The 13,529-nt window shown below is 64.8% G+C and carries 12 protein-coding genes; 6 read left to right on the forward strand and 6 right to left on the reverse strand.

All coding sequences use genetic code 11. From position 1 onward, the window contains the following. Nucleotides 1-38 precede the first annotated feature (38 nt). The 4 genes from U5760_RS16655 (at nt 39) to U5760_RS16670 (ending at nt 4,539) form a co-directional block, all read left to right on the forward strand. Nucleotides 39-1,169 (forward strand): mandelate racemase/muconate lactonizing enzyme family protein, encoded by a 1,131-nt coding sequence (locus tag U5760_RS16655; RefSeq protein WP_322013283.1) that lies wholly within the window; start codon nt 39-41, stop codon nt 1,167-1,169. Nucleotides 1,170-1,266: 97 nt separating this feature from the next. Further along, nucleotides 1,267-2,316: an ABC transporter substrate-binding protein gene (locus U5760_RS16660; protein WP_322013285.1), complete on the forward strand. Its 1,050-nt coding sequence runs from the start codon at nt 1,267-1,269 to the stop codon at nt 2,314-2,316. A 49-nt stretch (nt 2,317-2,365) separates the two neighbouring features. Beyond that, a complete protein-coding gene (locus U5760_RS16665) occupies nt 2,366-3,541 on the forward strand; it encodes a porin (RefSeq protein WP_415914117.1) in 1,176 nt (391 codons plus the stop codon). A gap of 89 nt (nt 3,542-3,630) precedes the next feature. Beyond that, the gene (locus U5760_RS16670) at nt 3,631-4,539 is read left to right on the forward strand and encodes a LysR substrate-binding domain-containing protein (RefSeq protein ID WP_322013286.1); all 909 of its coding nucleotides are present in this window, start codon (nt 3,631-3,633) and stop codon (nt 4,537-4,539) included. Nucleotides 4,540-4,563: 24 nt separating this feature from the next. On the opposite strand, the gene U5760_RS16675 is transcribed toward U5760_RS16670, so the two are convergent. Next, on the reverse strand, nt 4,564-5,199 hold the full coding sequence (locus U5760_RS16675; RefSeq protein WP_322013287.1) for a LysE family translocator: 636 nt from the start codon (nt 5,197-5,199) through the stop codon (nt 4,564-4,566). Nucleotides 5,200-5,338: 139 nt separating this feature from the next. Continuing rightward, entirely contained in the window at nt 5,339-5,986 is a 648-nt protein-coding gene (locus U5760_RS16680) for an FMN-binding negative transcriptional regulator (protein ID WP_322013289.1), read from the reverse strand. Between the two features lie 119 nt (nt 5,987-6,105). Here U5760_RS16680 and U5760_RS16685 point away from each other — a divergent pair, with 119 nt between their 5' ends. Next, nucleotides 6,106-7,617, forward strand: a complete 1,512-nt coding sequence (locus tag U5760_RS16685) for a PLP-dependent aminotransferase family protein (RefSeq protein ID WP_322013291.1) — start codon at nt 6,106-6,108, stop codon at nt 7,615-7,617. 16 nt (nt 7,618-7,633) lie between these two features. Here the strand turns inward: U5760_RS16685 and U5760_RS16690 are convergent, their stop codons facing one another. Continuing rightward, nucleotides 7,634-8,128 (reverse strand): GNAT family N-acetyltransferase, encoded by a 495-nt coding sequence (locus tag U5760_RS16690; RefSeq protein ID WP_322013293.1) that lies wholly within the window; start codon nt 8,126-8,128, stop codon nt 7,634-7,636. A gap of 108 nt (nt 8,129-8,236) precedes the next feature. On the opposite strand from U5760_RS16690, the gene U5760_RS16695 reads away from it, so the two are divergent. Then, a complete protein-coding gene (locus U5760_RS16695) occupies nt 8,237-10,549 on the forward strand; it encodes a patatin-like phospholipase family protein (protein ID WP_415914118.1) in 2,313 nt (770 codons plus the stop codon). Nucleotides 10,550-10,576: 27 nt separating this feature from the next. Here U5760_RS16695 and U5760_RS16700 read toward each other — a convergent pair whose 3' ends face one another. The 3 genes from U5760_RS16700 to U5760_RS16710 form a co-directional block, all read right to left on the reverse strand. Next, nucleotides 10,577-11,680: an ATP-binding protein gene (locus U5760_RS16700; RefSeq protein ID WP_322013296.1), complete on the reverse strand. Its 1,104-nt coding sequence runs from the start codon at nt 11,678-11,680 to the stop codon at nt 10,577-10,579. 34 nt (nt 11,681-11,714) lie between these two features. Continuing rightward, entirely contained in the window at nt 11,715-12,554 is an 840-nt protein-coding gene (locus U5760_RS16705) for an alpha/beta hydrolase (protein WP_322013298.1), read from the reverse strand. A gap of 150 nt (nt 12,555-12,704) precedes the next feature. Next, nucleotides 12,705-13,412, reverse strand: a complete 708-nt coding sequence (locus tag U5760_RS16710; protein ID WP_322013300.1) for a winged helix-turn-helix domain-containing protein — start codon at nt 13,410-13,412, stop codon at nt 12,705-12,707. Nucleotides 13,413-13,529 lie beyond the last annotated feature (117 nt).

Raw genomic sequence — 13,529 nt, forward strand, 5'->3', positions numbered from 1 at the left:
TCCGGCGCGCCCCAGCGCCCGGCCAGCGGCACACAATCATGACGAACCGCATCGCCCGCATCACCGTCAGCCATCACCGCCTGCCGCTCGTGCCGCCGTTCCCGGCCTCGTGGGACAGCCGCCCCCGCCACGCGTTTCCCGCCACCATCGTGCGCGTCGAAGATACCGAAGGCCGCGTGGGCTTCGGTTCCGGCGACGCCATGTACGGCTTCGACGACTACCGTCACCTCTTCATCGGCACCGATCCCCTCGACCTCGCCCGTCATTCGGCCGTGATCGATAACGTGAGCTTCCACGCCGGACGCCTGTGGCCGCTCGACGTCGCGCTCTGGGATCTCGCCGGCAAGATCCGCGGCGAAGCGTGCTGGCAGATGGCGGGCGGTCGCTCGCAGCGGGTGCGCGCCTATGCGTCCTCGGGTGTGCATCGCACCCTGGAGGGCATGGCGCAGTGGGCCGCGCATTGCGTGGCGCGCGGTTTTCCCGCGCTGAAGGTGCGCTTCGGCCGCCCGAGTCTCGCCGACGATCTCGCCGCGCTCGCCGCCGTGCGCGAAGCCGCAGGTGAGGACATCGAACTGATGGTCGACTGCAATCAGGGCTGGCGCATGCCGTGGGATACCCAGGCGCCGTGGAGCGCCGACGAAGCCCTCGCCGTGATCCGCCAGCTCGAGCGCTATCGCGTGTACTGGGTCGAAGAGCCGCTGCATCGCGGCGACTATGCCGGCCACGCGCGCTTGCGCCAGGAAAGTGGCGTGCGCATCGCGGGCGGCGAAATGACACGCGACGCACACGAGTTTCAGGCGCTGCTGGAACGCGACTGTCTCGACGTCTATCAGCCCGACGTGGTGTGCACGCTCGGCATGGAAGGCGCGCGCCGCCTCGCCACACAAGTGGAAGCGCGCGGCCGGGTCTTCACGCCGCACACGTGGGGCAACGGCATCGGCCTCGCGGCGAACCTGCACGTCGTGGCGGGCGCCACGCAGGCGCCCTTCGTCGAATTCCCGTACGACCCGCCCGAATGGACGCCCGAGCGCCGCGACTTCCCGCTCACGCATCCCATCGATATCGATAGCGAAGGCTGGATCGACCTCGGCGGCGCACCGGGCCTTGGCATCGAACTGGACGAAGCCGTGCTTGCCGCCACGCTGGCGACCGACAGCCGCTACGACTGAAGCCTTTCCCGGGCTACCGCTGCACGCGGCGGGCCCGCCCTTTCCTCGCAGTTGCTTGAGCGCGTGAACGATGAATTCAATAAAACGGAGACATGCCATGAAGACTTTTACTCAACTGAGCCACCTGCTTCGCGCCGCGTGCCTCGCTGCGCCGCTGGCCGTGGCCGCCATGCCGGCTCACGCGGCAGGCAACTGGTGCAGCGCGGGCAAGCCTGTCCACTTCGCCGGCATTACGTGGGAAAGCGGCAGCTTCACGAGCGAAGTCCTGCGCTACGTGCTGAAGAACGGTTACGGCTGCCAGACCGACGTCGTGCCGGGCAGCACCGCCGCCACTGAAACGGCGCTCTCGCGCAACGACCTTCAGGTGTGGGCCGAGCAATGGACCGGCCGCTCGGAAATCATCGCGGGCGCGGAAAAGACGGGCACGGTGAAGCTCGTCGGCGACACCCTGCCGGGCGGCACGAAGGAAGGCTGGTACGTGCCCGACTACGTGATCCACGGCGACCCCAAGCGCGGCATCAAGGCGAGCGCGCCGGACCTGCAGTCCGTGAGCGACCTGCCGAAGTACAAGGCGCTCTTTACCGACGACGAGGAACCGGATCGCGGCCGCTTCCTGAACTGCCCCTCGGGCTGGGATTGCGAGCGCGTGAACACGCGCCTCCTGAAGCTGCTCAAGCTCGACGACAGCTACACGAACTTCCGTCCCGGCACGGGCGCGGCGCTCGACGCGGCGATTTCCTCGGCCTACGAGCGCGGCAAGCCGATCCTTACGTACTACTGGGAACCGGCTGCACTGATGGCCAAATACAAGTTCGTCCAGCTGAAGATGCCGCCGTTCAACGAAGCCTGCTGGAAGACGCTGCGCGCGGAGAACAGCCCGCAGCAATGCGCTTCGTCGTATCTGGTCTCGCATCTGAAGATCGGCGTCTCGACGCCGTTCTACCAGGCCGAGCCGGACGTAATGACGTTCTTCTCGAAGGTGAATTTCCCCATCGATTTCCTCAACACGACCATTCTCGACATGACCGAGCATAAGGTCGACGCGCAGACCGAAGCGACCAGGTTCCTCAAGGAGCACCCGGAGATGTGGAAGTCGTGGGTGCCGGCCGACGTCGCCGCGAAGGTCCAGAAGTCGCTTGGCACCTGATTCGCCCAGACCCGCTATTCCCTCACTACCCCCCAAGACCTGAAAGAGAATGGGGCCGCCCCGCGCGGCCCCGAACAAGGAGACACACGTGAAGAAGAAGATTCTCGCGGCCATGCCGCTCGCCCTCTGCATGGCAGGCGCGCATGCGCAAAGCAGCGTCACGCTGTACGGCATCATCGACCTGGGCGTGGACTACGCCAACAACGTCGTCAACGGCGCCAACGGCCAGCTCGTCAAGGGCAGCGGCGGCCGCCTCGTGCAGATGCAAAGCGGCGTGCCCGCCGGCAGCCGCTGGGGCGTGCACGGCTCGGAAGACCTGGGCGGCGGACTCTCGGCGATCTTCCGGCTCGAAAGCGGCTTCAATGCCGCAACCGGCGGCCTCGGCGGCGGCCTCGCCTTTTCGCGTAACGCCTATGTCGGCCTGAAGTCGGAACAGTACGGGCAGATCACGCTCGGCAAGCAATGGGACGCCTCCGTCGACCTGATCGAGCCGTATTCGCTGAACGGCAACTACGGCGGCTGGTACTTCTCGCACCCGAACGACATGGACAACCTGGACAACGGGTTCCCGGTCAACAATGCGATCAAGTACGTGAGCCCCGTGATCGCGGGCCTGCAGGTCGAAGGCCACTACTCGTTCGGCGGCCAGGCCGGCCAGTTCTCGAACAACGCCTCCTATAGCGCAGCGGCCGCCTACACGCTCGGCTCCTTCAGCGCAGGCGTGGGCTATCTGCGGGTGAACGATCCGTTCACGTCGGTTGCCGGCTACGGCAGCGGCGGCAGCTTCGTCAACGCGGTCTATGGCAATGCGCTCGCGAACGCGCGCTACCAGGGCATCCTCTCGGCGGGCACCTCGTACACGCTCGGCAACCTGAAGCTGATGTTCGACTACTCGAACGTCGACTTCTCCTCCGGCGACGGCAGCCACGACCTGCACTTCCAGAACTACGAAGTCTCGGGCACGTATTTCATCACGCCGTCGTTCAACGTGGGCGTCGGCTACACCTTCACGGACGGCCTCGACCACGCCAGCGACGAGTCGCCGAAGTACCATCAGGTCAACTTGATCACGCAATACGCGATCTCGAAGCGCACCGCAGTCTATGCGATGGGCTCGTACCAGCATGCGGCGGGTTCGGCCGAGAATGCGCAGATCGCGGGCTTCAATCCGTCGAGCACGCAGAACCAGCTGGTCACGCGTGTGGGTATTACGCACTCGTTCTAAGCTCTGCTACGCGGGTGCGGCTGGTCCCGCAGGTCGACCCTGCGCACCTCGCCGCACCGGCGTTTTTCTCGCATTACGAGGTTCTTTCCATGCGCCGCCTTCCGTCGCTCTCGGCCCTGCGTTCATTCGAGGAGGCGAGCCGGACGCTCAGCTTCACGAAAGCCGCCCAGAACCTGCATGTCACGCAGGGCGCGATCAGCCGCCAGATCCGTCTGCTCGAAGACTACCTGGGCACGCCGCTCTTCATGCGTCATCACCACCGGCTCGAAATCACGCCGGCGGGCAAGCGGCTCTTGCCGACGCTGCAAGCCGCGTTCGACAGCATCGCCCATACGCTCGACACGATCCGCTCCGATCCGTCCAACAGCCTCCTGAGCATCAACGCCGCGCCGACGCTCGCCACGCGCTGGCTCACGCCGCGCCTGCGCGACTTCCAGGCGCGCCACCCCGACCTGCGCATTTCCGTGACCAACGAATACGGCCCGCTGCACGGCACGGAGCGCAACGAGGACTGCCAGATCCGCTTCGGCATGGAGCCGCTGCCGGGCGGCCAGAGCACGCTGCTCATGCGCGAGCGTCACGTGCTGGTGGGCTCCGCGCGCCAGTTCGACGGGCCGGCCGCGGACGAAGCGGCATTGCGCGCCTTGCTGGCCGCGCACCCCTGGCTGTATATCCTCGATATCGACCGGCGCCTGCTCGTATGGGAAGCCTGGCTCGAAGCGGCCGGGTTCGACGTGGCGATGGCGCCCGCCGGGGAACTCGAATTCAGCACGCTCGACCAGGTGATCCACGCGACGGTGGCGGGGCTGGGCATTGCGGTCGCGGACCGTCACATGATCGAGCAGGAACTGGCGAACGGCACGCTCGTGCAGTTGAGCCCCGTCGAGGTGACGGGGCCTTCGGGCTACTGGCTCGATGTCCGGCCGGAGGTGCAGGAAACGCTGCGCGTGCGCAACTTCAGCGGATGGCTGGTCGAGCATCACGCCGTGCGGGCGTGACGGCACCGGCTTCTTTCCACGGGTCTATTTCGACGGCCATGCCAGCAGCCTGAGCCCGGCCACGCCGAACACCACGGCGAGGCCTCCATCCAGCGCGCGACGCGTGCGTACGTAGAAGCGGCGTGCCGCGTCCATGGAAAACAGGAACGCGTAGCCACCGAACACGAAGCATCCAATCACTGCGCAGCCCGGGATCACGGCGCCGTGAGCCGATCCCGCGCCGTTCGCGGAAAGCGCGACGATCGACACCCACACCAGTATGGCCTTCGGGTTGGTCAGATGCAGCAGCACGCCGCGCGCGTAGAGGCTCGACAGCTTTTCCGGTTGCACCGGCTTCGCCGTGGCCTCGCCGCCGGCGCCGAGCGCGTTGCGCCCGGACTTGAAGGCCAGCCACAGCAGATACACCCCGCCAAAGACCTTGATCGCCACGATGAAGTGGGACCAGGCGACCAGCGCAGCCGATACGCCCGCCGCAGCGATCATCGCCCAGCACATCGACCCCGAGATGACGCCAGACGCGAATGCCAGCGCAGCCTTGCGCCCTTGCTTCGCCGCAATCGACATGATGGCGAGATTGCTGGGCCCGGGACTCGCCACGCCAACGAAGTACGCGGTGTAAGCAAGCAGCAGGTTGGCCGACAAGAACGTGTTTCCCGACATATCGAACCCCGAAGTCAATGAATGGCTTCAGCGCATTGTGGCCAGCCTCGCGCTCCGCGCCATGGTCAATTGCACAGCGGCGCGCCGGGCCAGTTGCCTCATGGCGTGGCGACCTGGCCACCCTTGCCGCGGAAGCGCCTCATCCCTGCTGATCCGCTTTCTTCTCCGCTTCGGCCAGCATGGCGTCGCCCATCGCGAAGTTTTCGCTTGCCCGCAGCGCCTCGCCCGCGCCGCGAATGTCCCGTTCCTCCTTGTTCTGGCCCAGCTTGCTCTTGCCGATCAGCCGCGTGATGTCGATCTGCAGGCCGACGATGGCCTTCACCATCGTGTCGATGTAGTCCTTCGGCGCGTCGCCCATCTTCCAGGGCTGCGGCTGCGAAGCCTCGTGCGTGCGGGTCAGGCGGCCCACCACACCGCGCACGTAGCGTTCGTCGTCGAGTACGGTAATGCGGCCGTACGCATGAACGACGATGTAGTTCCAGGTGGGCACCTGCCTGTGCAGTTCGTGCTTGCTCGGATACCAGGTTGGCGAGATATAGGCGTCGCCCGCGCGAAAAACCACGAGCACTTCATCTCCGTTCGCCACGTCCTGCCACACCGGGTTGGCGCGCGCGACATGCGCACGCAGCACGCCCATTTCGCCCTCGCCCGCCGCCAGTTCGAACGGCAGGTGATTGGCGTCCAGTCCGCTATTGCCATTCGTAATCAGCATGCCGAAGGGATGCGCAGCAATGTGCGTGTGCAGCACTTCGGGGCGGGATTCGTTGAAATGGGCGGGGATGTACATATCGGCCTGGGCGGAAAGGTTATGAACGGTGCCGGTTCGACTTCGGAATGGATGCATTGTGGCGGAAAACCGGTTTATGCTACAGATCCAGTTTTGATCATTCTCGTTGAACCGGAATCATGGCAAGAACGGCACGCGATACGCAAATCCCGTCCATCGGCGCCCTGGACCGGGCAGCCGGTAATCTGAGCCGGCAGTTGGCGCAGGCGCTGCGCGAGGCCGTGCGCCGGGGCGATATTCCGCCCGGCGATGCATTGCCGTCCACGCGCCTGCTGGCCGCTTCGCTGCAGATCGCGCGCGGCACGGTAATCGAAGCCTACGAGCAACTGATTGCCGAGGGTTTTCTGGAGTCGAAAGGGGGCGCCAGCACCCGCGTCGCCCAGGCATTGGCCGAAACGCACGCGACCGGCCAGCCACGCGCTGCGCGCCGACGGGTGTCCCAACCCGGCCTGCCCGAGCCCGCCGCGGCCTTCGCACAGATTGCCCGCGAATTCAAACCGATGCCGCCAGTGCCGTTCGCGATATCGGTCCCGGCGGGCTTGACGGCACCCGGCGATGCCTGGCGGCGTCTCGGCAATCGCCTGCGTGCACGGGGCCCCGGCGCGCCGGCTGGGTACGCCGACCCGCTGGGCGCACTGCCGCTGCGCGAAGCGATTGCGGGTTATGTGCGCAAGTCGCGCTCGGTACGGTGCGAGCCTCGCCAGGTGATCGTGACGAGCGGCACCCAGCAAGGGCTCTTTCTCGCCTGCCAGGTGCTGCTGGGGCCGCGCGACGAGGCCTGGGTGGAAAATCCGGCCTACCGCGGCGTCACCGCCATACTCGAAAGCACGGGACATCGCGACACCACGGCGCGCGTGCCGGTGGACGAAGAAGGCATCGACGTGGATGCCGGCATCCGTATGGCGCCTCACGCGCGTGCGGCGTTCGTCACGCCATCGCATCAATATCCGTTAGGCATGCCGATGAGCATGGCGAGACGCAATGCGCTGCTAGCGTGGGCGCGCAAGAGCAACGCCTGGATCGTCGAAGACGACTACGACAGCGAACTGCGCTACCAGGGCTATCCGTTTCCCTCGCTACAGGGTCTTGCTCCCGAACGGGTGGTGTATCTGGGCACCTTCAGCAAGATCCTCTTCCCCTCATTGAGGCTCGGTTATGTCATTGCTCCGGACGATCTCGTCGATGCTTTTTGCGGCGCGCGCGTGCTGATGGACCGGCATCCGCCCAACGCCGACCAGCACGTGCTGGCAGCGTTCATGTCGGAGGGCCATCTGGAGCGCCATATCCGCAAGGTTCGCAACATCTATGCGGATCATCGCGCCCATTTGATGGCGACGCTCGATGCCCTGCTCCCCCGCGATCTCGCCTGGCTCGAACCCGGGGACCAGGGTATGCACGTCGTGCTCTGGCTCGCGCCCGGTGTGGACGACCGCAAGGTGGTCGAACAGGCCGCGAACGCCGGCGTCGCCGTGCGCGCCGTTTCGCCGCTGTATGCCGCCGGAACAGCGCGGCCCGGCCTGATTCTCGGGTTTGGCGGTTTCAGCAAAGCACAGATGACGGAGGCGACCCGGCGGCTCGCGGCCGTGATTGCAGACGCGGCAACGCTGCCGAAGCGCAAACGCGCAACCTGATCCACCTGGGCGGAAGTCAGTCAACCGATCTCTCGTACAGTGACCAGACATAGCCGTCGTATTTCAGCCCTACGCGAATAAAACCAAGCGACTCGTAGTAGATGCATAGCTTCGTGTTTTCAACGGCGCAATCGAGCCGCACAAAACGCCGGTTCAAACCGCTCGCCTGGCTGGCACACCAATCGAGAATGAAGCTGCCGAGTCCCTGCCCATTAAAACCTTTGCGCACACAAAGCCCGTGCACATAAACGGCAACCGGTTCCTGAAGTCCCCAGTGTTTCTCGTCGTCCAGATCGAGCGAAAACGTTCCGACCGGCGTGCCGTCCAGCTCGACGACATACACTTCTTTTTGCGCGACATGGTTTCGGACCCACTGCCCGGAAAATCCGTCCCCTTCCTTGCCCCACGCATAGTCGCCATATTCCACCTTCTTTGCATGGCCATCGTTGCGGATCTGCACAAGAACCGGTACGTCCTGGTCTGTTGCCCGGCGGATGTTTCTCGACGTCATTGCACCTGCCTCCGTTGAGGCGTCTATATTGAGTCCAATAAAACCCCTACCGCCTCAATCAATCAAGTTAAACTACGCGCCGAGAATACTGACCAAATTACATGTCAAATGGGCGAGATCGCAAACCGACCCACCCTGGCAAACAGAATAACTTCCAGATTGCTTGCATCCCGGCCGTTGACGACGCTGGTGCTGCTTGGCTGCACGGTCTTGACATCACGTGCCTTCGCCGCGGACACCGCATGCGCGGTGACAGGCGGCGATCCTCATCGCCCGTCGATCGGACTTGTGCTTTCAGGCGGCGGCGCGCGGGGCTACGCGCACATCGGGGTGCTGAAGGTACTGGAAGAAAATCGCATTCCGGTCGACTGCATTGCGGCGACCAGCATGGGCGCTGTCGTAGGCGGTCTGTATGCCAGCGGTATGAACGCCGATGAAATGCTGAACCGGCTCGAATCCGTCAATCTCGCGGATATCGCTTTCGACGTGACGGCACGCCAGGACCTCCCGCAATCGCGCCGTGAGGACGAACGCCTTTACGTGGGAAACCTCTCGTTCGGCTTCGGCGAGCACGGCTTCCGGCTCCCGGCCGGCCTCGTTCAGGGCAACCGGCTCCAGGCACTGCTGCGGGAATGGACTTCGGCCGTGCCGGTCAGCCAGCCGTTCGACCAGTTGCCGATCCCTTTTCGCGCGATTGCCACCGATCTGCGCACCGGCCAGGAAGTCGTGCTCCAGCAAGGCTCGCTGCCGCTGGCCATTCGCGCCAGCATGGCGCTGCCCGGCCTGTTCGCGCCGGCGGAGGTGGATGGCCGCACGCTCGTCGATGGAGGTCTCGTCAGCAATCTGCCGATCGAAACGGCGCGCGACATGGGCGCCAACGTGGTCATTGCCGTGGACATCGGCTCCCCGCTCCGTCCGCTCGATGCGCTCGCCTCGCCTGCCGATGTCGCGCAGCAGATGATCGGCATCCTGATCCACCAGAACGTCGCCCTGCAACGCAAGCAGCTCGAGCCGGGCGACGTGCTGATCGAACCCGCCTTGGGCTCGCTCAGTTTCACCGACTTCGCCAACGCGAATCAGGCAATCGCAGCCGGAGAAGCCGCCGCGCGCGCGGCGCTGCCCGCGCTGCGCCATCTGGCGCTGCCGCCCGACCAGTATGCGGCATACCGGGCCGCCCACAGCACGCACGACACGGCACCGGTTCGCATTACGCGCGTCGTCGTCACGGCGCCGGGACGCATGCCGGAGAAGCGCATTCTGGACGCCCTTCACGTGCACGCCGGCGATATCTACGATCCGGCCGCGGTGAATCGCGATCTGACGTCGCTCGCCACGGCCGGCGACTTCGAAAGCGTGACGCAGCAACTGATCGGCGACGGCGATACGCACACGCTCGTGATCGACGCACGGGAGAAGTCCTGGGGGCCCAATTTCCTGCTCTTTGGTCTCGGCCTCTCGAGTAGTTCGGCCGACGAGGGCAACTTCCGCATGCACGTGGGCTATCGGCGCCCCTGGCTCACCGATTCCGGGCTCGAAGGCCGGATCGACAGCACGATCGGCAGCGACCTCATCAGCCTGTACGGCGAATTGCGTCAGCCGCTCTCGGATAAATTTGGCTACTACATCGCGCCGTTCGTCGATTACGAGCGCCGCTACGTCAACATCTATCTGCCGGACACCAACTACCGGGTCACGCAATACCACCTTCAGACCGAACGGGCCGGCGTCGATCTCGGCGTGCCACTGTCGCACTACGGCGATTTCCGGGTTGGCGTGGCGTACGAGCACGGTTACGCGTCTCCCGTCTACAACTTCCCGCTCGACGACGGAACCAGCGAATTCGACAGTTTCTACGGACGGCAGATCAGTGCACACGCGCGCCTCGTCATCGACCAGCTCGACGATCCGCTCTTCCCGCGCAAAGGCTATTTCGCCGACCTGCGCGTCGATCGCTCGCTCTTCGCCGGCAGCGACTACTTCACGGAGGTCTACGGCAAAGGGTTGGTCGCGGCCAGTTTCGGCCGGCACACGCTGAGTGCGAGCATCGAGGCGGGCAACGACTTCGGCGGCACGAACTATGTCGATCCGTTCGGATTCACGCTGGGCGGATTCCAGCATTTGTCGGCCTATGCCGAGGACGAACTGGCCGGCAACACGCTGCTCTATGGTCAGGTCACCTATATGAACCAGCTCGCAACCTTCGACGCGTCGGTAATTCATGGCCTGTTCGCCGGTATCAGCCTCGAAGTGGGCAACGTCTGGAACAGCGACCTGCTGCTCCCTACCTCGAAGGGGCCGCTCAAACGCAGCGTCACCTTCTTCAGCAGCGTGACCACCTCATTCGGTCCCGTTTATGTGGGCGCGGCATTTGCGCCGGGCGGCCGCTACAACCTCTATTTCCAGCTGGGTCACACCTATTGAGCGAGCGACGCGCGTCATTCCGCGCGCTCAATTCATGGGCCAGCTGATTTCGAAATGGGCGCCGCCAAGCGAGATGGGGTCCGTTACGACGATCCGGCCGTTGTGCGCGCGCAGCACCTGTCGCGTGATCGCAAGACCGAGCCCATAGCCCCCGGTATTCCGGTCGAGCCGCACGAACGCTTCGAAGATGCGCTCGCGCTCCTCGGGCGGCACGCCCGGCCCGTCGTCCTCGACGAAAATCTGCACGTTCCCGTGTCGTATCGCGAGGCCGACCACGATCCGCTCCCGCGCGTACTTGCTGGCATTACGCAGAAGATTGCGCATGGCGTAAGACATCAGGCGCCTGTCCATCGTCACGCGCAAGGTCCGGTCGATCTCGACCGTCGAGACGATGTCGTGGTTCGCGTAAAGCAGCGTCGCGTCCTTCACCTGGCTGTCGAACCAGGTGGCAAGCACCGTGGGTTCGAGGTTCGACTGCAGCGAGCTGTACTCGAGCCGGGCATAGGTCAGGCTCATGTCGATCAGTTCGTCCAGTTCCGTCACATCCTGGTCGATACCGGCCAGCGCGCTTTCGTACTCGGTGGCCGAGTCCGGCGTGCGCAGAATCTCCAGCGCGAAGCGCACGCGCGCAAGCGGCGTGCGAAGTTCGTGCGAGATGCCGTTGGTCAGTTCGCGCTGCGCCGCGATCAAACGCTCCATTCGTTCGGCAAGGGCATTCAGCGTACGCGCGAGCGGGCCGATGATCACGCTGTGCGATTCGCGGGCACGCGTGTTGAAGCGCCCACCCGTGAAATCAATCGCGCGTTCGCGGACCATCACGAGGTCCACCCAGATGGGCCGTATCCAGGTGTAGGCCGCCAGCGCCGGTATGCCGAACATCGCCAGCACCACCAGCGAGAGTCCGCCAGGTAGCGCGTGGCGCGCGTACCAGACAGTGTGCGCCCCGAGCGCGACGCAAAGGCCCAGCAGCGGCACCGCGGTCACCGCGAACACCAGCACGAGCAGGCGCAGATAGAACCGCAGGTAAAGACGCGACCAGCTTGGCGCCCGGTCTGCCCGCGTATCGGTCCAGGAACGCCGGAAACGGAGCAGGCGGAGTTTGCAGTAGCGGTAGCAGGTCAGTTTTCGCATGGCTGATTTGAAGATCGAACACCATGGCCGATCGCTACACCGAACCTGCCGGGACCGAAGCACCAGCGGCCCGGGCGGTTGCGTCCGCGCATCGACGCGCGACGAACTCCAGCGTCTGGGCGGCCACGGTGTCGCGCTCGTTGTCGAGCGTAATCATATGATAGCTGTCGGTGAGGCGCACCAAGGTCACGTCGGGCGTGCCGATGTGTTCGCAGATGAATTCGGCGGAACGAATGCTCGTCACCTCGTCGTATTCCGAATGCACCACGAGCGTCGGGCAGGCAATCCGGTGCAGCATGTTCTTCACTTTCACGCGCATCCGATCGACCTGGGCGATCGCCGCAAGCGGCACGTAGGGGTAGTGCACGGCACTGCCCTTGCCCAGATGCCGCCGGATCAGGTTGCGGATGCGCGCATTCTTGATGCCGAACGGTTCGCGCTCGGGAACGCGGATCAGCCGGCGCAGGACCGGAATGCGGTAGAGCAGATGGCGCAGCGGTTGCAAAGGCGAACCGGCCCAGCCATCGAGGAAAAGCGGCGGAGACAGCAGAATCAGGGAGCCGTTCGTCATCCGCTTGCGCGCGCAGAGCATCAGCGCGAGCAGCGCGCCCATCGAAATACCGGCGACATCGACGCGCGCATAGCGGCCGACCAGTTCCCGGTAGGTGCGCTCGAGCGCCTGCATATAGTCGGCGAGGCTAACGCTGTTGAGTTCGTCCGGCGTGGAGCCGTGACCGGGCAACGATGGCAGGAACACGTCGTAGCCGCTGTCCTCCAGCTTCTTGCCTAGCGATCCGAAGTCGTGGCGCGTCCCACCGAGGCCGTGGATCATCAGCACTGCATGGCGGTGAGAAGCGTCGGTGGAAATGTGCATGAAACGGGTAGCAGCGGCGATAAAGCTCGCATGGTACGCACGTCATGCCCGGCATGGCTGTCGAGTTTTGCCCGGAAATGTAGAGTTTTGTCTAGCCGGAAAAACGCTGAGCCGGATCGGTCCGTGGCGAAAATCCGACGCCCCTTGTGCTCATTCCCAGTCGATCTTGCTGAACTGGTATCCCTTGCCCCGCACGGTCTTGATTCGCTGCGGATGCCCTGCGTCGTCCTGCAGCTTGCGGCGCAGCTTCGAAATCCCGGCATCGATCGTCCGGTCCAGGCCATCGAACTCCACGCCGCGGAGCTCGCGCATCAGATCGTCGCGGCTCACCACTTCGCCGGCGTGACGCGCGAGGATCCAGAGCAGGTCGAACTCGGCCGACGTCAGCTCCGGCACACTGCCGTCCGGCAGGTTAACCGCACGGCTCGCGCGGTTGATCGAAAACCTTCCGAACACATAGCTTTCGGGCAGGCTCAAAGGCTCGACGTTCCGCCCGGTCACGCGGCGCAGTTGCGCCCGGATCCGCGCCAGCAGGATGCGCGGCTCGACGGGCTTGTGCACGTAATCGTCCGCGCCAAACTCGAGCCCCAGGAGTTCGTCGAACGGCTCGTCGCGCGCCGTCACCATGATGACCACGCCATCGTAGTGCTCGCGCGCTTCGCGGCAGATCTGGAAGCCGTCCTTGTCCGGCAGGTTCACGTCGAGAATCACGAGATCCGGTCGGCGCTGCAGGATGGCCGGCACCGCATCGCCGCCGCGCAGCACGACGTCGACGTCGTAGCCGTGCTTGCGAAGATAGCCCGCCACGAGGGCAGACAGGCGGTTGTCGTCTTCGACGAGCAGGATCCGGGAAGCCATGGGTGAGTCGTTAAGCGTTGAAGGTCGTTCGAGCGCAGCATCAGGGCCGCGCGCAGCCGCCATCATACCCGGTGCCCTGTCAGAATCCATCGCCGCCCGTTGCCGCCTGACGCGCAT

It is taken from the genome of Paraburkholderia sp. J12 (assembly GCF_905220215.1).
GTDB lineage: Bacteria > Pseudomonadota > Gammaproteobacteria > Burkholderiales > Burkholderiaceae > Paraburkholderia.